General features: G+C 67.3%; 13 protein-coding genes and 2 pseudogenes. 12 read left to right on the top strand and 3 right to left on the bottom strand.

From position 1 onward, the window contains the following. The 11 genes and pseudogenes from Q673_RS0117850 to Q673_RS19540 all read left to right on the top strand — a co-directional run. Positions 1-485: pseudogene (locus Q673_RS0117850) on the top strand (hypothetical protein); the annotation flags it as partial. Positions 486-589: 104 nt separating this feature from the next. Next, positions 590-1,384, top strand: a complete 795-nt coding sequence (locus Q673_RS19585; protein WP_023004308.1) for a methyltransferase domain-containing protein — start codon at positions 590-592, stop codon at positions 1,382-1,384. A 126-nt stretch (positions 1,385-1,510) separates the two neighbouring features. After that, positions 1,511-4,381 (top strand): ankyrin repeat domain-containing protein, encoded by a 2,871-nt coding sequence (locus Q673_RS19580; RefSeq protein ID WP_023004307.1) that lies wholly within the window; start codon positions 1,511-1,513, stop codon positions 4,379-4,381. A 140-nt stretch (positions 4,382-4,521) separates the two neighbouring features. Continuing rightward, positions 4,522-5,922 carry a V-type ATP synthase subunit B gene (locus Q673_RS19575; protein WP_023004306.1) on the top strand — a complete coding sequence of 467 codons (1,401 nt, stop codon included), beginning with the start codon at positions 4,522-4,524 and terminating at the stop codon, positions 5,920-5,922. A 59-nt stretch (positions 5,923-5,981) separates the two neighbouring features. Then, a complete protein-coding gene (locus Q673_RS19570) occupies positions 5,982-6,587 on the top strand; it encodes a V-type ATP synthase subunit D (RefSeq protein ID WP_023004305.1) in 606 nt (201 codons plus the stop codon). After that, positions 6,584-8,365 (top strand): V-type ATP synthase subunit I, encoded by a 1,782-nt coding sequence (locus Q673_RS19565; RefSeq protein WP_023004304.1) that lies wholly within the window; start codon positions 6,584-6,586, stop codon positions 8,363-8,365. The genes Q673_RS19570 and Q673_RS19565 overlap by 4 nt, the downstream gene beginning before the upstream one ends. Continuing rightward, positions 8,353-8,802, top strand: coding sequence for an ATP synthase subunit C (locus Q673_RS19560; RefSeq protein ID WP_023004303.1), 450 nt, complete (start codon positions 8,353-8,355; stop codon positions 8,800-8,802). The genes Q673_RS19565 and Q673_RS19560 overlap by 13 nt, the downstream gene beginning before the upstream one ends. Before the next feature lie 15 nt (positions 8,803-8,817). Next, the gene (locus Q673_RS19555) at positions 8,818-9,510 is read left to right on the top strand and encodes a hypothetical protein (RefSeq protein WP_023004302.1); all 693 of its coding nucleotides are present in this window, start codon (positions 8,818-8,820) and stop codon (positions 9,508-9,510) included. A gap of 2 nt (positions 9,511-9,512) precedes the next feature. After that, positions 9,513-10,199, top strand: a complete 687-nt coding sequence (locus Q673_RS19550) for a hypothetical protein (protein WP_023004301.1) — start codon at positions 9,513-9,515, stop codon at positions 10,197-10,199. 36 nt (positions 10,200-10,235) lie between these two features. Next, positions 10,236-12,095 (top strand): V-type ATP synthase subunit A, encoded by a 1,860-nt coding sequence (locus Q673_RS19545; RefSeq protein ID WP_043523937.1) that lies wholly within the window; start codon positions 10,236-10,238, stop codon positions 12,093-12,095. 89 nt (positions 12,096-12,184) lie between these two features. Further along, positions 12,185-13,942 (top strand): PHA/PHB synthase family protein, encoded by a 1,758-nt coding sequence (locus Q673_RS19540; protein ID WP_023004299.1) that lies wholly within the window; start codon positions 12,185-12,187, stop codon positions 13,940-13,942. Between the two features lie 86 nt (positions 13,943-14,028). Here the strand turns inward: Q673_RS19540 and Q673_RS19535 are convergent. From Q673_RS19535 to Q673_RS19525, 3 genes and pseudogenes are all read right to left on the bottom strand, one after another. Then, positions 14,029-17,149, bottom strand: a pseudogene (locus Q673_RS19535) (efflux RND transporter permease subunit). Further along, complete coding sequence (locus tag Q673_RS19530) at positions 17,146-18,549, bottom strand: efflux RND transporter periplasmic adaptor subunit (RefSeq protein ID WP_031217471.1); 1,404 nt, start codon at positions 18,547-18,549, stop codon at positions 17,146-17,148. The pseudogene Q673_RS19535 and the gene Q673_RS19530 overlap by 4 nt, the downstream one beginning before the upstream one ends. After that, positions 18,546-19,163: a TetR/AcrR family transcriptional regulator gene (locus Q673_RS19525; protein ID WP_023004295.1), complete on the bottom strand. Its 618-nt coding sequence runs from the start codon at positions 19,161-19,163 to the stop codon at positions 18,546-18,548. Before Q673_RS19525 ends, Q673_RS19530 begins: the two co-directional genes overlap by 4 nt. A 219-nt stretch (positions 19,164-19,382) precedes the next feature. Between Q673_RS19525 and Q673_RS19520 the strand changes: the two genes are divergently transcribed. Further along, a complete protein-coding gene (locus tag Q673_RS19520) occupies positions 19,383-20,600 on the top strand; it encodes a trans-sulfuration enzyme family protein (protein WP_023004294.1) in 1,218 nt (405 codons plus the stop codon). Positions 20,601-20,622: the final 22 nt, after the last annotated feature.

The following is a 20,622-nucleotide window of genomic DNA, read 5'->3' as shown; positions in this document are numbered from 1 at the left end:
GGTCAATCCATGATGTCTACTCCCTGGCCTCGGCCTCGAAGGATGGCATGCTGGAGATCTGCGTGCGCCAGCATCCCGGCGGCCTGTGCTCGAACTTTCTGCATGCGCTGCCGGTGGGCGATACTATCGACGCCTTCATCCAGCCCAACCCGGATTTCCGTCCCGCCTCCGGCAAGGCGCCGGTGGTGCTGATCGGTGCGGGTACCGGCATCGGGCCGCTGGCCGGCTTCATCCGCCACAACAAGGCGCATCACCCCATGCACCTCTACTGGGGTGGCCGCAATCCGCAGTCCGACTTCCTCTATGAGCCGGAACTCAACACCTATCTGGCGGACCGGCGGCTGACGAGGCTGAACGCAACCTTTTCTCGCGTCGACGAGCGCGCCTATGTGCAGGACAGGCTCATCGCGAATGGCCCGGAACTACGCCGGCTGACGAGAAGGGCGCGCAGATCCTGGTCTGCGGCGGCCGAGACATGGCCGTAAGCGTCATGGCGGCGCTGAACGAGGTCATCGCGCCGCTAGGCATGGATGTGGCGACGCTCAAGGCCCAGGGGCGCTATCGTGAAGACGTTTATTGAGCATTGCCCATGACCATCGACGACATCGATTTTGCCGCGCTCTATCGCCAGCACATGGCGCAATCACAGCGCCGGCCCAAGCCGCCCAGCGCCTGGGATGCCCGCGCCGAGTCACTCGGGCGCAAGCCGCTTGGCGGCGCTTACGCCGAGACCTTCATCTCGCGCATGGACTTGACCGGCTGCCGCAGCCTGCTGGATGTTGGCTGCGGCCCCGGCACCATCGGCCTGTTGCTGGCCGATCGACTCGAAGAGGTCATCGGCATGGATTACAGCCCGGGGATGCTCGAGCAGCTTGAGCACCATGCCAGCCGTCTCGGACTCGACAACGTCACGCCTCTGCTGCGTGCCTGGGAGGACGACTGGCACGACGTTCCCACGTGCGACATCGTGGTGGCCTCGCGCTCCGGCATGGTGGCCGACCTGCAGGACGCCCTCGCCAAGCTCAATGCCCATGCCCGCCAGCGGGTCTACATGACCCAGCTGGTCGGCGGCCACTTCCTCGATGCCGAACTCGCGTCGCTGCTGGGGCGTCGGCGGGCGTCCGCGCCCGACTACATCTACACCGTCAATCTGCTGCATGCCCAGGGCATTCATCCGCGTCTAAGCCATATCGAGGTTCCCAGCCGCCTGGCCGGCACCCGGGATTTCGACGAGTTCGCCCAGCGCGTGGCCTGGTCGCTGGGCGAGCTGAGCGCCGAGGAAACCGCGCGGCTCGAGGCCTGGTACCGCGCCGACTCCCGGCGTGCCGCCGCGGGAGGCGCGCCCATGCGCTGGGCGCTGATCGACTGGGAGCCATCTGGGTAGCGGCTGCCCTGCTTTGATCCCTGACCCGCCCTCTGCAACAATCATCCTTTGCAGCGATCAGCTCCTGTACGGCAGGAAGCCTCAACCTCTTGGCGAATACGCCAAACGAACACGGTCCCTTCCCCCATGCGAGTCTTGCTCTATAGCGATCTAGACGCGGAATCGATTCCCGGTTTCCAGAAGCTGCGCGCCGCCCTGGAGGCGGACAACTTCCGGCAGGCCGATGTCCGCAAGATCGGCGACAATCTCTATCGGGCACGGCTCAACAAGCGCGACCGGATACTATTCTCGCTTTACCGGCACGCGGGCGAGACCTGCTGCCTGATACTCGAATACCTGCGCAACCACGCCTACGAGCGCTCGCGCTTCCTGGCCGGCGACGCGGTGATCGACGAGAACAAGATTCCGCGCATTGACACCCCGGAAGAGGCAGACGTCGAGCCCCTGGGCTACCTGCATCCGACCCGCGAGCGTTTCCACCTGCTCGACAAGATCCTGACCTTCGACGACGAGCAGGAGGCCATCTTCGCCTCCCCACCGCCGCTGGTGGTGGTCGGCTCCGCCGGCAGCGGCAAGACGGCGCTGATTCTCGAGAAGCTCAAGGAGGCCATCGGCGAGGTCCTCTATGTCAGCCTCTCCTCCTATCTGGTGACCAGCGCCCGGGATCTCTACTACGCCCACGGCTACGACAACCCGGATCAGTCGGTGGATTTCCTGTCGTTCCAGGAGCTGCTGGAGAGCATCCAGGTGCCGCAGGGCCGACAGGTCGAGACCCGCGACTTCCAGGCCTGGTTCCAGCGCCACCGCCAGGGCAGCGGCCTGAGCGATCCGCACCAGCTCTACGAGGAGATCCGCGGCGTGATCACCGGGCCGGTGACCGAGAGCGGCTGGCGATCGCGGGAGGAGTACCTGGAACTCGGCGTCAAGCAGTCGATCTTCTCCGAGACCGAGCGGCCCCGGGTCTATGACCTCTTCGAGCGCTACCTCGCCTTTCTCGATGAGCAAGGGCTCTATGACCCCAACCTGGTCGCCCACGAGCACCTCGCCCTGGTGCGGCCCAGTTACGACTTCGTGGTAGTCGACGAGGTGCAGGATATCACCAATGTTCAGCTCTACCTGATCCTGAATACCCTGCGTGAGCCCGGCCAGTTCCTGCTCAGCGGCGACGCCAACCAGATCGTCCACCCCAACTTCTTCTCCTGGGCCAGCGTCAAGTCGCTGTTCTTTCACGAGCGCGGCCTGACCGGTCACGGCGAGGTGGTGCGCATCCTGCACGCCAACTATCGCAACGCGCCGCTGGTCACGGCACTGGCCAACCGCATCCTCAAGCTCAAGCATGCGCGCTTCGGCTCGGTGGATCGCGAGAGCAACTATCTGGTGCGCAGCGCCGTCGAGCAGTCGGGACAGGTACAGCTGCTGGAGAACCGGGAAACACTCAAGCGCGAGCTCGACAGCCGCACCGCCCGCTCCACGCGCTTCGCGGTGGTGGTGCTGCACCCTGAACAGAAGGCAGAGGCGCGGCGCTGGTTCCGCACCCCCCTGGTCTTCTCGATACAGGAGGCCAAGGGGCTCGAATACGACAGCGTCATCCTCTACAACGTGATCAGCGACGATGCGGAGATGTTCCAGGCGATCGCCAGGGGCGTGGACCCCGAGGCGCTTGAGCGTGAGGAGCTCAGCTACCGCCGCGCCAAGGACAAGCACGATAAATCGCTGGAGATCTACAAGTTCTTCATCAATGCCCTCTACGTGGCGGTGACCCGGGCGGTGCGCCATGTCTACCTGGTGGAGACGCGGCTCGACCATCCGGTGCTGAAACTTCTGCAGGTAGAGAGTCTCGAAGGCGAACTCCAGCTGGAACAGGATGACTCCTCCCTCGAGGACTGGCAGCACGAGGCCAGACGCCTCGAGCTCCAGGGCAAGGACGAGCAGGCCCAGGCAATTCGCGAGCGAATACTGGAGGAACAGCCGGTGCCCTGGACGGTGCTGGATCGCGTCGGCTTCGAGGCGCTACGCGATCGGGTCCTCGCCGAAGGCGGCAAGAAGGAGCGTCTCGAGGTCTTCGAATACGCTCTGCTGCATCATCACCGCCCCACCCTGAACGCCCTTGCCGAAGCCGGCTTCAAGCCCGCCCTGGACACCGAGAGCAGAGCGGTGCGCCAGCTCCACCGTAACCATTTCATGAGCTATGAGATGAAGCATCCCACGGCGGTGTTCCGGGATACCCAGCGCTACGGCGTGGATCATCGCACGCGTTTCGGCCTCACCCCCCTGATGATCGCGGCGCGACTGGGCAACGCCGCCCTGGTGGAGCAGCTGATCGAGCGGGGCGCCGACCCGACGCTGACCGCCAACAACGGCTTCACCGCCCTGCACTTCGCCCTGGAGCAGGCGATGCTCGACGACGCCTTCGCCCGCCAGCGCCTGGCCGCTCTCTATCCCCTGCTGGCGCCAGCGAGCCTTGGCGTGCAGGTCGACGGCCGCCTGGTAAAGCTCGATCGCCGACTGATGGAGACCTTCCTTCTCGAGCTGCTTCAGGCCATGTTCTATCGCCATCTCGGCCCGGCCATGGTATGGCACCAGGGCTACACCGCCCAGGATATCGAGGCCTGGGTGGCCCGGCTTCCCGACCGGGTCCTGCCGCCGCGCCGCAAGCGCCGGCAGTATCTCTCGAGCATCCTGTCCAAGAACGAGATCCGGCGCGAGGATCGCTACAACCGCAAGCTGTTCCTGCGCCTGAAACGTGGCCACTACGCGCTCAACCCGGCCCTGAAGCTTCGCGACGGCTCGGCGTGGATCTCGTTGCACCAGCGTTTCCCGCTGGAGGACCTGGACATCCGCCGCTTCGCGGAAACTCTTTCTCCCCAGGAGGCTCGCCGGTTTGGCACCGATTTCCTGCACGACCATGATCGGTGGCAGCGGGACCGCCTGGACACCCTGCGCCGTGCCCTGGCGGCGGATCGACCCGGGGAGGACATCTCATTGACACTTTGCTGAATCGAAGGGCATCCTCGTTAGCAAACTAGTAGAAAATGTGCAAACAAGCACCACCCCTTGACGAATGACACCTTGTCTCCGGCAGCGCTATCCGAGTCATGCCGAGACAATCCCCTCTAGCATGGAGAGGCCGGCCCGGCATGGCACAACCGCTCAGTCACTATCGCAACATCCTCAGCATCGTCGGCGGCATCGTGCGGGTGCGGGTGCCTGCCACCGGCGACCGGCCAGCGCCGGCACGTTTCCGCGATCTCGCCAGCCTACGCAAGGCCGACGGCGAGACGGTGCTCGCCCAGGTGATTCGCATCGATGACGACGTCGTCTCGCTGCAGGTCTTCGGCGGCACCGCCGGGCTGACCACTCGGGCGTCGATCCGCTTCCTCGGCCACCCTATGCAGGTCACCTGTTCCCAGAACGTGCTGGGGCGCGCCTTCAACAGCCTCGGCGAACCCATGGACCGTGGCCCGGCCCTGGATGAGGATCGCCGGGTGGAGATCGGCGGGCCCTCGGTGAATCCCATGCGTCGGGTGATGCCGAGCCGCATGATCCGCACCGACGTGCCGATGATCGACGTCTTCAACACCCTGGTGGAGAGCCAGAAGATCCCCATCTTCTCGGTGGCCGGCGAGCCCTACAACGCTTTGCTTGCCCGCATCGCCATCCACGCCGATGCCGATGTGGTGGTGTTCGGCGGCATGGGGTTGATCTTCGACGACTACCACTACTTCCGGCAGCGCTTTCTCGATGCCGGGGTGTTCGCCCATACGGTGATGTTCACCAACCTGGCCTCGGACTCGGTGGTGGAGCGCCTGCTGGTGCCGGACATGGCCCTGGCGGTGGCGGAGCGCTTCGCCGTGGAGGAGGGCAAGCGGGTGCTGGTGCTGCTCACCGACATGACCGCCTACGCCGACGCCCTGAAGGAGGTCGGCATCAGCATGGAGCGGGTGCCGTCCAATCGCGGCCATATGGGCGACCTCTACTCCCAGCTGGCGCGGCGCTACGAGAAGGCCTGCGACTTTCACGGCGCCGGCTCGGTGACGGTGCTCAGCGTCACCACCATGCCCGGCGATGACATCACCCACCCGGTGCCGGACAACACCGGCTACATCACCGAGGGCCAGTTCTATCTGCGCGACGGCCGGATCGACCCCTTCGGCTCTCTCTCCCGGCTCAAGCAGCACGTGATCGGCGAGAGCACCCGGGAGGACCACGGCGCGCTGATGAACACCATGATCCGCCTCTATGCCGGCGCCCAGGACGCCCAGCAGAAGCGCGCCATGGCCTTCGAACTCTCCGCCTTCGACGAGCGGCTGCTGCGCTTCGGCGAACTGTTCGAGACGCGCTTCATGGACGTATCGGTCTCCCTGCCCCTGGAACGCGCCCTGGACCTCGCCTGGGAGACCCTCGCCGAATGCTTCGAACCCCGGGAGCTGATCATGAAACAACACCTGATCGACAAGTACTTTCCCGTCAAGAAGCAGGAGCCCGCCGGAGGCACCGGAGCTACTACCTCGCAGGCCGATAGTGCGAGCGCTGGCTGAAGCGCCGGTCCAAGATCAGAACGCCGCAGGATAAGGCAATCAGGGGATAAGGAACCGAGGTGGCACGACTCTCTCTTAACAAGACGGCCCTGCACCGGGAACAGTCCCGGCTCAAGCAGTTTCAGCGCCTGCTGCCGTCCCTGGACCTCAAGCGCCGTCAGCTGATCGCCGAGCGTTTGCACGCCCGGGAGACGCTGCACGCCAGCGAGGCCGAGCTGGACGCCCTGGTGGCCGGGGTGCGCGACCGGCTGCCCATGGCCGGTGACGATACCCTGCAGTTTCAAGGCCTGGCCCGAGTGACGGCCGTGCGGCTGCGCGAGCACAACCTGCTCGGCGTGCACCTGCCGGTCCTCGAGAACGTCGACATCGACGTCGCCGACTATTCGGCGCTGACCACGCCCCACTGGCTGGATCGCTATCGCGAGGCCCTGCACGACGCCCTGGCGCTGACGGTGCGCCTGCAGGTGGAGCAGGAGCGGCTGCGGCGCCTGGAGCGAGCGGTCAAGCGGGTCACCCAGCGGGTCAACCTGTTCGACAAGGTATTGATTCCGCGCACCCGGGAGAACATTCGCCGCATCCGCATTCATCTCGCCGACGGCGAGCGCTCGGCGGTGGTACGCGCCAAGCTCGCCAAGCGCAAGCAGGCCCAGGGAGCGCAATTATGAGCATCGTGGCACTGCGCCGGGTGACGCTGCTGGGCCGTCGCGGCGACAAGCAGGACACGCTGCGCGACTTGCAGCGTCTCGGCGTCATGCACCTGATCGACCTGAGGACGGAAAAGCCGGATGCCCCCGCCGGGGGGACGGCCAGCGACACCCGCAAGGCGCTGGCCTATCTGCTCGACTGTCCGGTCAAGCGTCATCAGGTGCCCAGCGACCCCGACTTCGACCATCAGGCCATCGTCACGCGCGCCCTGGAGAACCAGCGCCAGACCCGGGACCTGGAGGACAGCATCGACTTTACCCGACGGCGTCTCAAGGATCTCGAGCCCTGGGGCGACTTCGAGTTCCCGCCTCTGGAGAGCCTCGCCAACCATCGGCTGTGGTTCTACGAGGTTCCCCACTACAAGGCGCGCCAGCTTGCGGAGGTCACCCTGCCCTGGCAGGAGGTGCATCGTGACAACCGCAACCGCTACATCGCGGTGATCGCTCGGGAGGAGCCCACGGTGGACGCCCTGCCGGTGCCGCGCACCCATACCGGCAGCGTGCCGCGCCGGCGTCTGCAGGAGGAGCTACAGCGCCTGGTGGTGCGCCTCGACGAGCGGGTCGCCGAGCGCGAGGCGCTGACCCGCTGGATCCACCTGCTGCATCGCCATCAGGCCCGGGTGGAGGACGCGGCGAGCCTGAGTGAAGCGCAGCGCCTCACCCGCGACAGCAAGGCGATCTTCGCCGTGCAGGGCTGGGTGCCCGAGCGGGCGATCGAGGACGTTCGAGCCCTCGCCGAGCGGCGCGGGCTCGCCCTGCTCGACGAGCCGGTGGCTCCCGAGGACCAGCCGCCGACCCTGCTCGACAACGACGAGCGCACCGCCGGCGGTGCGGAGATCGTGCGCTTCTACCAGATGCCCGGCTATCGCAACTGGGACCCCTCCCGGGTGATCTTCTTCTCCTTTGCGCTGTTCTTCGCCATGATCCTCGCCGACGCCGGCTACGCGCTGCTGCTGCTCGGCGCGGTGCTGTTCTTCTCGAAGCGTCTCACCCGCAGCCGCGCCGGCACGCGCGTGCGCAACCTGGGCTTCGCCCTGGCGGGCTGTGCCTTCGCCTACGGCGTGCTCGCCGGCAGCTATTTCGGCTGGAGCCCGCCAGCGGACGGCTGGCTCGCGCGACTCAGGCTGCTCGATGTCAACGACTTCGCCCAGATGATGCGGCTGGCGATCGGCATCGGCCTGGCGCACCTGATCGTTGCCAACGCCACCGTCGCCTGGCATCGGCGCGGGCAGGCCGCGATGCTGGCGCCGCTGGGCTGGATCGTCGTCCTGCTGGCCGGGGTGATGCTCTATTACGGTATCACCGGCGGCGGCGTCGCCCTCGCCCTGGGGCTTATCGCCGTCGCCCTCTTCTCCGACACCCGCCCGGTGCGCGGGCCGCTGGATCTGCTCCAACGCGCCGGTGGTGGCCTCTACGCCCTGACCGACGTGACCCGAGCCTTCGGCGACGTGCTGAGCTACCTGCGCCTGTTCGCCCTGGGGCTTGCCAGCGCCTCGCTGGCGGTCACCTTCAACCAGCTTGCCGCAGACGCGGCGGCGGCCTTTCCGGGCCTGGGTATCCTGCTCTACGCGCTGATCCTGATCGTCGGCCACGCGCTGAACTTCGTGCTGGCGGTGGTCAGCGGCGTGGTGCACGGGCTGCGGCTCAATCTTATCGAGTTCTATCACTGGGGCATCTCGGACGAGGGATACCCCTTCACGGCATTCGCGACAACGGAGACCACGCCATGGAGCAACTGATCATCGCCCTGGGCTGGGCGGGCCTGTACGGGCCCATGGCCCTGGGCGCCATCGGCAGCATCATCGGCTGCGCCATCGCCGGCCAGGCGGCCATCGGCGCCCTGCTCGAGACCGAGACCGGCCACGGGCGCTTCATCGGGCTCTCGGCGATGCCCTCCTCCCAGAGCATCTACGGCATCGTGGTAATGTTCAGCCTGCAACGCCCGGTCACCGAGGCCACCTCGGCGGGGCTGTTCTCCGTGGGCCTCCTCGCCGGGGTGGCGCTGCTGTTAAGCGCGGTCTATCAGGGCAGCTGCTGCGCCTCGGCGATCAACAGCGCCAAGAGCAAGCCGGAGATCTTCGGGCTCTCCATCGCGCCGGCGGCCATCGTCGAGGGGTTCGGGGTGTTCGCCTTCATCTTCGCCCTGGTGATCGGCGGCGACATCCCCCTGCAGTAACACGGAGACAAGGTGATGAGCGACCGGGAAACACCCCTTCAGGGCGCCTCCTTCGGCGTCGAGGCGCTGATCGAGCGGCTGCGCAGCGAGGGCGTGGAGCAGGGGCGGGAGGAGGCGCGGCGCATCGTCGCCGATGCGGAGAAGCGCGCCACCTGGATGGTCGAGCAGGCGGAGCGGGACGCCCAGGCGCTGCGCGAGCAGGCCCGGGAGGAGGCCGCGCGCCTGGAGACCTCTGCCAAGGAGGCGCTGCGGGTCGCGGCCCGGGACAGCGTGCTGGAGATGCAGACCACCCTGACCCACCGCTTTCGCGACCATCTGCGCCGGCTGGTGGGTCAGGCCCTGTCCCAGGAAGACCTGCTGCAGCGCCTGATCCTCGAGCTCGCCGCCCGCACCCGCAACGACACGCCGCTGGAGGCGGAGAGTGACGTGGAGGTAATGCTTCCCCGGGACGTACTGGGGCTGGAGGAGCTGCGGCGCCGCCCCGAAGAGCTCGAGGAGGGCACGCTCTCCTGGTTCGTGGTCGCCCAGGCCCGGGAGATGCTGCGCGAGGGGGTGCGCTTCTCCATCGGCGAGCAGGAAAGCGGCCTGCGCATCCGCCTGCACGAGCACGAGATGGAGCTCGACATCAGCGACGAGGCGGTGGCGGAGCTTCTATTGGCACATTTGCAGCCGCGCTTTCGCGCCATGCTCGAAGGCATCATCAAGTAGCCATGTTAGAGCGCCATCGGTACGTCGACCTGCTCGCCAGCCTGCCGGCACTGCCCGCCACGCCCTTCGGGCGCGAGCCCCTGCCGATCTCGGCGATCCGCCTGGCGCATCGTCTCGAGACCCTGAGCGATGCTCATCGCGACAGCCTGCGGTCGCTGGACACCCTGCTCGACTGGCAGCATCTGGGCCTGGACGTCTCCCCCGATACCCTTATCCGGCGCTATCGGCAGGCGGCGCCGCAATTGGCGGAGCACGGCGTGGGCGACCTCATCGAGGCCCTGCTCGAACAGCGCACCCTGGTGGCGGCCCTGCGCCGGCGGGACGATCCCGCCCCGGCCCTGGGCGAGAGCTGGGGATTCGGCCCGCATCTGGCGCATATCAGCGCCCATTGGCAGGCGCCGCTGTTCGGCGTGGGGCCAGTCTTCCCCTGGCTCGCCGAGGCCCGGGAGCATCTGCAGCACGATCGCCCCCGGGAGCTGGAACGGCTGCTGCTCGAGGAGAACTGGCGTCGGCTCGAGCGGGCGCGCCGCCATGATCGCTTCGACTTTCGCGAGGTCGTCATCTACTGGCTGCGCTGGCGCCTAATCGCCGCCTGGCAGCGCTACAACGCCGAGGCGGCAGAGCGTCGCCTACGGGCGGATATCGAGCGTGGGCTCGGCGACTACGGGACGCTTTTTTCAGGAGAGTGACGCGTTATGGCTACCACGACGGGAAAGAACGCCGCTATGTCGCAGGACGCCCCTGTTCCTCAAGGCGCTGGAGGGGAGTGCCGCGTCATCAACGTCCAGGACGATATCGTGGTCATCGAGACCACCGAGCGCTCCCAGGGACTGATGAAGAACGAGGTGGTCTATATCCGCCCCGCTCGCGGCGAGGAGGCGCGCGATATCCGCCTCAAGGGCGAGGTGCTGCGGGTGCAGGGCCAGCGGGCGGATGTCCAGGTCTTCGAGGATACCGGCGGCATCGCCGTGGGCGACGCGGTGGAGCAGACCGGCGAGATGCTTTCCGTCACCCTCGGCCCCGGCCTGCTCGGCCAGATCTACGACGGCCTGCAGAACCCCCTGGAGCAGATCGCCCTGCAGTCGGGTTTCTTTCTGCCCCGGGGGATGCACCTGGCGGCGCTGGACACGACCATCAAGTGGTCCTTCTCGCCCCGGGTGCGCATGGGCGCCAAACTACACGCCGGCGACACCCTCGGCACCGTGCAGGAGGGGCGTTTCACCCATCGCATCATGGTGCCCTTCGACCTCCGGGGCGAGCAGGAGGTCGGCTGGATTCAGGAGGGCAGCTTCGCCGTGGACGTGCCGGTGGCGCGGCTGGTGGATGAAACGGGCGCCGAGCGCCAGGTCACCCTGGCCCAGCGCTGGCCGGTGCGCACGCCGCTGCCGAAACGCCTGCTCGACAGCCACGCCAGCGAGCGGCTCTATCCCGACCGCCCCCTGGACACCAGCATTCGGGTGATCGACACCTTCTTCCCCATCGCCACCGGCGGCACCGCCTGCATTCCCGGCCCCTTCGGCGCCGGCAAGACGGTGCTGCAGAACCTCATCGCCCGCTACTCCACCGTGGATATCGTGATCATCGTCGCCTGTGGCGAGCGGGCCGGCGAGGTGGTGGAGACCATCACCGAGTTCCCGCGACTCAGCGACCCGACCACCGGCGGCTCGCTGATGGACCGCACCGTGATCATCTGCAACACCTCCTCGATGCCGGTGGCCGCCCGGGAAGCCTCCATCTACACCGGCATCACCCTCGGCGAATACTACCGCCAGATGGGGCTTGACGTGCTGCTGATCGCCGACTCCACCTCGCGCTGGGCCCAGGCGATGCGCGAGACCTCCGGACGCATGGAGGAGATTCCCGGCGAGGAGGCCTACCCCGCCTACCTGGACTCGGCGATTCGCAGCGTCTACGAGCGCGCCGGGGTGATTCGCAACAACGCCGGCGACAGCGGCAGCCTGACCCTGATCGGCACCGTCTCCCCTGCCGGCGGCAACTTCGAGGAGCCGGTGACCCAGGCGACCCTGAGCACCGTCAAGGCGTTTCTCGGCCTCTCCTCGGAGCGCGCCTACAAGCGCTTCTATCCGGCGGTGGACCCGCTGCTCTCCTGGTCGCGCTACCGCGCCGAACTCGAGCCCGCCATCGCCGAACGGCTGGGTGCCGAGTGGCCGGGGCGCATCGACGAACTGCTGCAGCTGCTGCACGACGGAGAGGATGTCAACCAGATGATGCAGGTCACCGGCGACGAGGGCATCACCATCGACGACTTCCTCACCTACCACAAGGCCGCCTTCCTCGATCTGGTCTATCTGCAGCAGGACGCCTTCGATGCGGTGGATGGCAGCACCTCCCCGGAACGTCAGCGGCGCAGCCTGGCACTGATCCATTCGCTGCTCGCCGCGGCGTACTCCTTCGACGACAAGGACGCCATTCGCGACTACTTCACCGCCCTCTCCAGCGCGATGAAGAACCTCAACTACGCACCGCTCGATTCGAGCGAGTATCGGCGCCACTACGCCGAGATTGAAGCACTGGCCCGGGGCGTGGGGCTCGACATCGGCACTCCATCTCAAGATTCGAACTAAGGTGGATTATCTGGCAGCATGGAGAAGACATCCGCTTGTGCAAGCGCTGCCTTGCTCCTGAGGCCGGCCAATAAGGAGTATGCATCGCCATGAATCAACCGCTTCGACCAACCTCACGGCCCTCCAGCCACTACGCCCCCGGCATGCTGGACCGCACCTTCAAGGCCCATATGGCCGCCTTGACCCAGGGCATCACCCCCGCCGGCGTGGCCACGGTGATCTACGAGTGGCTCGCCCATCTCGCCATGTCGCCCGGCAAGCAGCTGGCGCTGGCCGAGGAGGCGGGGTTCAAGCTTGAATACCTGTTGCGATATATCCGCCAGGCCAACATGGCCCCGGACACGCCGCCCTGTATCGCGCCAACGCTACAGGACACGCGTTTTGCCGGCGACGCCTGGTCTCGCTGGCCTTACCACGTGATCTACCAATCCTTTCTGCTGCAGCAGGAGTGGTGGGAGAGCGCCACGACCAATATCGACGGCCTGTCGCGAAGCACCGAGAACGTGGTCTCCTTCATCGGCCGGCAGATCCTCGATCGCTGGTCGCCCTCCAACTTCCCCTGGCTCAACCCCGAGGTGATCGATACCACCCTGGAGCAGGGCGGCATGAACTTCGTGCGCGGCTGGGAGAACTTCTGCGAGGATTGGGAGCGGCAGATGACCGGCCAACCCCCGGTGGGCAGCGAGGCGTTCAAGGTCGGCGAGAATCTCGCCACCACCCCGGGCAAGGTGGTCTACCGCAACCACCTGATCGAGCTGATCCAGTACACCCCGACCACCAACAAGGTCTTCGCGGAGCCGGTGCTTATCGTGCCGGCCTGGATCATGAAGTATTACATCCTCGACCTGACCCCGGAAAAATCCCTGGTGCGCTACTTGCTGGATCAGGGCCATACGGTGTTCATGATCTCCTGGCGCAATGTGGATTCGGAGGATCGCGAACTGAGCATGGGCAGCTACCGCCGCCTGGGGCCCGAAGCGGCGATAGACGTGGTCTCCTCGATCCTGCCGGAGCGCAAGATCCATGCGGTGGGCTACTGCCTGGGTGGCACGCTGCTGACGATTCAGGCCGCCACCATGGCTCGGGATGACGACAACCGACTGGCCTCGCTCACCCTGCTGGCCGCCCAGGTCGACTTCACCGAGGCCGGCGAGCTATCGCTGTTCATCAGCGAAAGCGAGGTCGACTACCTCGAGAGCATGATGCAGGAGCGCGGCTACCTGGACGGCTATCAGATGGCCGGCGCCTTCCAGCTGCTGCGCTCCAACGACCTGATCTGGTCGCGTATGGTACGCGAATACATGCTCGGCGAGCGTCAGCCCATGCACCCCCTGATGGCCTGGAACGCCGATGTGACGCGCATGCCCTATCTGATGCACTCGCAGTATCTGCGTCGGCTCTATCTCAACAACGACCTGGCATCCGGGCGCTATATCGTCGGTGACCGCCCCATCGCCATCACCGACATCGCGGTGCCGATCTTCTCCGTGGCCACCAGCAGCGACCACGTCGCGCCGTGGCGCTCGGTCTACAAGATCCATCTGCTCACCGACACCGATGAGGTCACCTTCCTGCTCACCAGCGGCGGCCACAATGCCGGCATCGTCAGCGAAATCGGGCACCCCAGACGCACCTATCAGGTCGAAACCCGCTACGAGAAGCAGAGCTACGTTGATCCGGACACCTGGCAGCAGATGACACCGACCCACCAGGGCTCCTGGTGGCCGGTCTGGCAGGAGTGGCTGGTGGAGCGCTCCTCCAAGGAGCAGGTGGACCCTCCGGCGATGGGCGGCGAGAGCTACGCACCCATCAGCGATGCCCCGGGCACCTATGTCCTGCAGCGATAACCTTTCCTTGTTATCCACCATGTCCACCACCGACCTATCCCTGCCAGTAGCCACGCAGGAGTAGGTCGGCTGGCAGCCCGCCGGCATCAGCCATCACTGCCGTGCTGCGTCCCCCGGGCCCAGCCCCAGTCGTCGAACAGCACGTAGAGCGCCGGGATCACCAGCAGTACCAGCAGGGTAGCGCTGAGCAGGCCGAACACCACGGCGATCACCAGCGGCTTGATGGCATCCGCCTGGCTGCTGGTCTCAGCCAGCAGCGGCGCGAGGCCGGCGATGGTGGTGGTGGAGGAGATCAGGATGGCGCGCAGCCGGTCGCGGCTGGCTTGCCCCGCGGCCGCTGCCGCATCCAGCCCCCCGTTCCCGGTGGGTCTTGATGAAATGGATCAGCAGGATGGCGTTGTTGACCACGATGCCGGCCAGCGACGCCGCGCCGATCAGCGAGGGCATCGAGAGGTAGTAGCCCATGATCACGTGCCCCCAGATGGCGCCGATAAAGGCCAGCGGTATCGAGAGCATGACGATCAGTGGCTCCACGTAACTGCGGAACTGGAAGGAGAGAATCACGAAGATCCCTACCAGGCCGATCAGCAGGCCGCGGGCGATGGAGCCGCCGGTCTCGGCGGAGCTGGCCACCTGCCCCTCGAAGGTGACCGTCACCTCGGGATGGCGCGCCTCGAAGTCGGCCAGCCAGCCGCTGCCGACGAGGTCGTCGACGATGGCCTGGCCACTGGCCTGGCGGGCGTCCACGTTGGCCTCCACGGTGACGGTGCGCCGCCCGTCGATGCGGGTGATGCGCGCCCAGTCGCGGCGTTCCGCCACCTCGGTCACCACCGAGAGCGGCACCCGGCTGCCGTCGGGGAGCAGCAGGGTCTGGTCAGCCAGGTCATCGAGACCGTCGCGGTCGGCCTCGGCCTGGCGCACCAGCACCTCGATCTCCTGCTCGCCGATGCGCTGGGTATCGGCGATCTCACCAAGCAGGCCGGCGCGCAGCTGGCTCGCCACCTCCTCGGCGCTGAGCCCCAGGCCGTGGGCACCCGAGGCCAGCGAGTAGGCGCGTTGGGGCTTGCCCAGGCGCTGATCATCCATGACGTTGTAGACCGCCGAATAGCCCTCGAGGCGCGTGGCAAGCTCCCGTGCCGCCGCCTTCATGGCTGCTAGGTCCTCGCCGGCCAGGCGCACCTCCACGGGCACCCCGGCGGGGCCGAATCCCGGCTCCTGGATGATCAGGCGCTGCACCCCCGCGATCTCGCCGATCGCTTCCCGCCACTCGGCGGTCAGCGCATCCAGGGTCATGGTGCGCCGCTCGGCGGTGAGCAGGTCGACACTGACCGTGGCCACATGGGGCCCCGCCTCCCGGGCGCTGAGGTTGTGATTGAAACGCACCTGGATGGCCTCGACCAGCGCCGCGCCCCCCGGCTGCCCGGGCGAATGGCGTTCATCGAGCTCGCGCATCGCCGTCTCGATGCGCTCGGCCACCGCCTCGGTGCGCTCGAGCGGTGTACCCTGGGGCATCAGGATGCGCGCCTCCAGCACGTCGCCGTCGATGTCGGGCATCGCCTCGCTGCCGACGTGGCCGCCGGCCATGAAGCCGACGGAGGCCAGCATCACGGCCAGCACCGCCCCCAGCACCAGATGGCGGAAGCGGATCGCCCGATCGGCCAGCCGCCCCACCCCCTCGCGGAAGCGCTCGAAGCCGCGGTCGAAGGTGGTGCGAAAACGGGAATCATGGCCCTGCTGCAGGTGCGCCACGCTGCCCTTGAGACTTCCCTTGAGATGGTGAGGCAGGATCCAGAACGCCTCGACAAGGCTCGCCGCCAGTGCGGCGATCAGCACCACCGGCAGCACCTCCAGCACCGCCCCCAGCTCGCCGGCCAGGAAGGAGAGCGGCACGAACACCGCTGCAGTGGTCAGGAACGACGACAGCACCCCGGGCAGTACCTGTCGAGTCCCCGCCACCACCGCCTCCAGTGGTGTGGCGTTCTCCCCGGCGTGGGCGGCGATGTTGTCGGTGATCACGATGGCGTCGTCCATGACGATGCCAATGGCCATCAGCAGCGCCACCAGGGTGATCATGTTCAGCGAGAGGCCGGCGAGCCCCATGACCAGGAAGGCCCCCATGAAGGCCGCGGGCAGCCCAAGCACCGCCCACAGCGCCAGGCGCGGGCGGAAGAACAGGCTCATCACCAGCACCACCAGTGCCAGCCCCATGACACCGTTGCCCACCAGCATCTGCAGGCGATCGCGCACGATGCTGGTCATGTCCTGGGTCAGGGTCAGCGTGATGCCATTATCGAAGCGGCGGCGCTCTTCCTCGATCAGCCCCTCGAGGCGCTCCTTCACTGTCAGGGAGTCGTCGCGCAGGCTCTTGCTGACCTCCAGCACCAGCGCCGGTTCGCCGTTGAAACGAAGCTTCTCCTCCTCGCGTTCACCGGCCTCGCTCAGGCGGGCAATGTCACCCAGGGTCAGCTCGCCGCCGGCCGGGTCGGAGATCACCACCAGGCGCGACAGCTCCTCCAGCGAGCGGCGCTGGTCGGTGAAGCGCAGCAGGAGTTCGCGCTCCGGGGTCTCCAGGGTGCCCAGCGGCAGGTCCAGGCTCTGAGCCGAGATCCGCCGCGCCAGCTCGCGGGCCGAGAGGCCGTGCTGGCCGAGCACCTCGCTGGGCACCTCCACCTGCCACTGGCGCTGGGACATGCCGTGGATCGCCACGTCCGCCACACCGGGCAGCGCCATGATGCGCTCTTCCAGGCGCAGGGCGTACTCCTCGAGCTGGCCGGCGGGCATGTCAGCCGACACCGCGACCGCCGCCACCGCGTCGCTGCGGTGCAGCTCACGCACCACCGGTGGGTCCGCCCGCGCCGGCAGCTCGGTGATGGCGGAGACCTCGGTGTCGATCTCGCCGAGAAAGCGCAGGGGATCCCCGCCGGCCTGCATGGTAGCGGTGGCGCTGGCCAGGTTGTCCTGGGCCACACAGACGAACTCGTCGAGGAACTCCACCCCCTTCACCGCCTCATGCAGGCGGCGGCAGATGGCATCCTCCACGTCGGCGGCGCTGGCCCCGCGGTAGACCGCCTCGACGCTCACCTCCACCGGGCGGTAGTCGGGGAAGGTCTCGCGCTTGAGCGACGGGGCGGTGAAGAGGCCGGCGGCGAGCAGCAGTACCAACAGCAGGTTGGCGGCGGTGGGGTGGGCGGCGAACCAGCGGATCATGGTCGCGCTTCCTCATGTCCCTGGCCCAGCGCCTGCTCGGCGACTCGCGCCTCCAGGGCCTCGTCGCGACGCGGGTCGAGGGCCATCCCGGCGATCGCCGCGGGCAGGTCATCGACCACCAACTGCTCGCCGGGCCTGAGGCCGTCCGTGATCACCGCCAGGTTGCCTTGCTCGAAGGCCACGCTCACCGCGCGCCGCTCGAGGCGTGCCTCGGCATCCACCAGCCACACCTCACCCTGATGCACCGCACTGGCCGGTATCACCAGGCGAGGCTCGGGGCTGGACGCGCTGAGCCGCGTGCGCACGTACATGTCGCGCTGCAGCGGCGGGTGATCCGGCGGCCGGGCATCGCGATAGGGGTGCTCGACCCGCACCACGGCACGCACGGTGCGGGTGGCGGGATCCAGGCCGCTGGCCACGCGTACCAGCTCCCCCGCCCAGCCCACACCCTCGGCGCCGGCCAGGAAGAGGTCGGCCTGCACCGCCGGGAAGTCCAGCCGCTCCGCCAGGTCCAGCCCCTCGGCCAGGACCGGTGCCGCGTCGCTGGCTCCCGCCGGCATGGCCGCGGCCAGCAGGCGGCGCATCATGGCGATGGGGATATGGGCCTCCACCTCGGCAGCGGCCAGGCTCTCGGCTTGGAAAAGCCGCTGCCCGGTGCCGACGAACTGGTGCAACTCCACCTCGACATCGGCCAGGCGCAGGTCGTAGGGAGCCTCGAAACGCGTATCGGCGAGGTCCTCCCGGGCCTGGGCCAGGCGCACCGCGGCCCGCTCGCGCTGCGCCTCGAGTACCTCGCGCCGCGTGGGCAGCAGTGCCAGGCTGTTCTCCAGCGAGGCGACCGCCTGACGCTGACCCAGGGTGCTGCGGCGCTGCTCGTCGCGTCGTGAGCTGGAGACTGAACCGCTGGCCGCCAGGCGCTCGATGCGTGTCAGCTCCTGCTCGGCCAGGGCAAGTGCCTGTTGCTCCAGCCCCAGCAGGCGACGGGTGTTCTTTTCCTCGGCCTCGAGCTGAGCCAGCTCGCCGGCCAGGCTGGCGAGCTCCGCCTCGGCCTCGGCGATGGCCAGCTCATAGCGGCTGGGATCCAGGGCCACCAGCAGGGTGCCCTCGGGCAGCAGGGTGCCGCTCTCCAGTTCCGGGTGACGCTCGACGACCCGCCCCGCCACGTTGGCTGTCGCCTGCCAGGTCTCGGCGGGGCGCGCCACGCCGTGGCCGCGCGCCTCCAGGCGCAGCTCCAGGGGACGAATCTCGACGAACCTGACCGGAGTGGCGGAGGCCGACGCCTCCTCCTCGCGCTCGGGGGACTGACGGTTGGCCACGAAGAAGACCAGCAGCGCCACACCCACGGCGACGCCGATCAGCACCGCCAAGCCCCGCCCCAGTCGCCGTGTCCAGGGTCTCATGCGTCACCTCCCGCATCCGCGCGAATGCCGTGTCGATAGAGATCGAAGGCCGCCGGCGCCCGGTCGACGATGCCTGCCACGTCGGCGGCGATCAGCGACTGCAGCATCAGTCCCTGAACGCAGCCGATGAACTGGGTTGCCGCCGTGTCCAGGTCGAGGCCAGAGCGCAGCTGCCCTCGACGCTCGGCCTCGACGAGCAGGCTCAGCAGTCGCCGCCGATAGCGCTCCAGCAGCTCGCGCACCAGGCGACTGGCAGCGGTAGGCCGTGGGTGCTGCAGCTGGCCCATCAGCAGCCGCGGCACCCCTGGGTGCTCGGCGATGAACATCACATGCGCCAGGAACATCGCCTCGAGCGCTTCCAGGGGATCCTCGATGCCCTCGGCGGCGGCAGCGACCCTCGCCATGACTCGCTCGGCGATCCAGGCCACCGATGCCTCCCAGATCGCCTCCTTGCTCGAAAAGTGGCGAAACAGCGCCCCCTGGGTGACCCCCATGCGACGGGCGATGCGCCCGGTGGTCAGGGTGGCGGGTTCCTCACGGCCGCAAAGCTCGATGACGGCTTCCACAGTGCGTTCCCGGCGCTCGTCGGCGGGGAGATGCTGGCGTTCGGACATGCTCGAGCCTCTAAAGATAGTAATTGATCACTATCTTAGGCGTGAACCCGCCTTCCTGCCAGGCGTGATGGCTATACCTCTGACCACGATCAAGTTAGCCGAGAAAGCGACTGAATATACGAACCACAAGCAGCCGGATGAAAAAATAAGCCATTGAAAACAAATGAATAGATTGCAAAAAGAGGCTAGCGTGAAGGAAAGTCCGTTCGGAGGTCCACTATGTCCCAATCGCCACACTTCGGTCCCGCCACTCGTGCCATCCATGGCCAGCGGCAGCGGGACACCTTCGGCAGCCCGCATATGCCGATCTACGACACCACCACCTTCACCTTTCCGGATACCTCCGCCCTGCTCGAGGTGACCGAAGGGCGGCGGCAGGCCCCCCTCTATACCCGATACGGCCATAACCCGACGCTCTACGCCCTGGAGGAGACGTTGGCGGCACTGGAAGAGGCCGAAGCCGCCTGGGCATTCACTTCCGGCATGGGAGCCATCAGCACCCTGCTCCTCGCTCATGGTCGTCGGGGTATCGCCTGCCTGGGGGAGGTCTATGGTGGCACTCTGAGCCTGCTCGAACAGCAGCTGCCGGCGCTGGGTATCAATACCCATCTACTCGATGGTTATGAACCCGAGATACTGGAGCAACTTCTGGCATCCGGCGTCGGGCTGGTCTATCTCGAGACCCCCACCAACCCGACGCTACGCCTGATCGATATCGCGGCGGTGGCCGAGCAGGCCCATCACCACGGCGCCCTGGTGGCGGTGGACGGCACCTTCGCCACGCCGATCAACCAGCGGCCGCTGGCGCTGGGCGCCGACCTGGTGGTCCACAGCGCGACCAAGTATCTGGGCGGGCACAGCGACCTCACCGCCGACACCGTGATGGGAAGTGCCGAGGTTCTGGCGCCGCTGTGGCACTGGCGCCAGAACCTAGGCACGGCGCTGTCGCCCCAGGCGGCTTCCCTGCTCTCGCGTAGCCTGCGCACCCTGCCCCTGCGTATGCAGCGCCACAACGCCTCGGCACATGCCATTGCCGAAGCATTGCAGTCGCATCCCGCACTTGAGCGAGTACTTTACCCCGGTCTGGCCTCGCACCCCGGCCACGACCTGGCCTGCCGACAGATGTCGGGCTTCGGCGGCATGCTGACGCTCGAGCTGTCTGGCGGTCGAGAGGCGGCGGCCAGGGTTGCCGACCGCCTCTCCCTCTTCGCCCTGACACCCAGCCTCGGCGGCGTCGAGAGCCTGGTCTCACAGCCCTGCGCCACATCCCATGCCGACCTGACGCCGGAGGAGCGGGCACGACGCGGCATCGGCGACGGCATGCTGCGGCTGTCGGTAGGCCTGGAGGAGGTCGAGGACCTGCTCGCGGACCTGCATCAGGCGCTGGATGCAAAGGAGGCGGGCCGCCGAGGGGCCTCTGGCACCCCACCGCCATGAACCGGTTGGGCAAGCGCTCCCT

This window comes from Halomonas sp. PBN3 (genome assembly GCF_000475415.1).
GTDB classification, from domain to species: Bacteria; Pseudomonadota; Gammaproteobacteria; order Pseudomonadales; family Halomonadaceae; genus Halomonas; species Halomonas shengliensis.
The sequence above is the reverse complement of the archived record's forward strand: the minus strand, read 5'-3'. Positions and strand labels throughout refer to the sequence as shown.

What these genes read in the sequence shown, in the direction of transcription:
- Q673_RS19540 (WP_023004299.1), top strand. Translation starts at nt 12,185, where the DNA reads ATGAATCAACCGCTTCGACCAACCTCACGGCCCTCCAGCCACTACGCC.
- Q673_RS19530 (WP_031217471.1), bottom strand. Translation starts at nt 18,549, where the DNA reads ATGAGACCCTGGACACGGCGACTGGGGCGGGGCTTGGCGGTGCTGATC.
- Q673_RS19585 (WP_023004308.1), top strand. Translation starts at nt 590, where the DNA reads ATGACCATCGACGACATCGATTTTGCCGCGCTCTATCGCCAGCACATG.
- Q673_RS19575 (WP_023004306.1), top strand. Translation starts at nt 4,522, where the DNA reads ATGGCACAACCGCTCAGTCACTATCGCAACATCCTCAGCATCGTCGGC.
- Q673_RS19580 (WP_023004307.1), top strand. Translation starts at nt 1,511, where the DNA reads ATGCGAGTCTTGCTCTATAGCGATCTAGACGCGGAATCGATTCCCGGT.
- Q673_RS19545 (WP_043523937.1), top strand. Translation starts at nt 10,236, where the DNA reads ATGTCGCAGGACGCCCCTGTTCCTCAAGGCGCTGGAGGGGAGTGCCGC.
- Q673_RS19560 (WP_023004303.1), top strand. Translation starts at nt 8,353, where the DNA reads ATGGAGCAACTGATCATCGCCCTGGGCTGGGCGGGCCTGTACGGGCCC.
- Q673_RS19550 (WP_023004301.1), top strand. Translation starts at nt 9,513, where the DNA reads ATGTTAGAGCGCCATCGGTACGTCGACCTGCTCGCCAGCCTGCCGGCA.
- Q673_RS19520 (WP_023004294.1), top strand. Translation starts at nt 19,383, where the DNA reads ATGTCCCAATCGCCACACTTCGGTCCCGCCACTCGTGCCATCCATGGC.
- Q673_RS19525 (WP_023004295.1), bottom strand. Translation starts at nt 19,163, where the DNA reads ATGTCCGAACGCCAGCATCTCCCCGCCGACGAGCGCCGGGAACGCACT.
- Q673_RS19555 (WP_023004302.1), top strand. Translation starts at nt 8,818, where the DNA reads ATGAGCGACCGGGAAACACCCCTTCAGGGCGCCTCCTTCGGCGTCGAG.
- Q673_RS19565 (WP_023004304.1), top strand. Translation starts at nt 6,584, where the DNA reads ATGAGCATCGTGGCACTGCGCCGGGTGACGCTGCTGGGCCGTCGCGGC.